General features: G+C 61.7%; 1 pseudogene. It reads left to right on the top strand.

The features are described 5' to 3' along the window. Window positions 1-134 (top strand): annotated as a pseudogene (locus P3H15_RS55300) (IS3 family transposase); the annotation flags it as partial. Window positions 135-329: the final 195 nt, after the last annotated feature.

Here is a 329-nt window from a genome sequence, read left to right on the forward strand (position 1 = left end):
CGGCGTCGTGTGTGCAGCACGGGTTGCGTCGGTCGATGGGTGCGACCGGGATTTGTTGGGACAACAGTCCATCCGAATCGTTTTGGTCGATCTTCAAGCATGAAGAATACTATCGGCACGTCTATGCAACGAAGGCTGATCTCGTTGCTGGCGTTGACAACTGGATTCGGGCGGCCAGTAGGCCAACCAACCGCTACGACGGTTCATACACCCGATCGACGACGTCGACCAGGGTCATCACCCCGACCGGCCGGAGCCCCCGGACCGCAGCGGTCACCCCACGACTCGTCGGGCTGGGGCGCAGCCCCGGTAGTACTGCAACGGCACTT

This window comes from Rhodococcus sp. T2V (genome assembly GCF_029269925.1).
Taxonomy (GTDB): Bacteria; Actinomycetota; Actinomycetes; order Mycobacteriales; family Mycobacteriaceae; genus Rhodococcus_F; species Rhodococcus_F koreensis.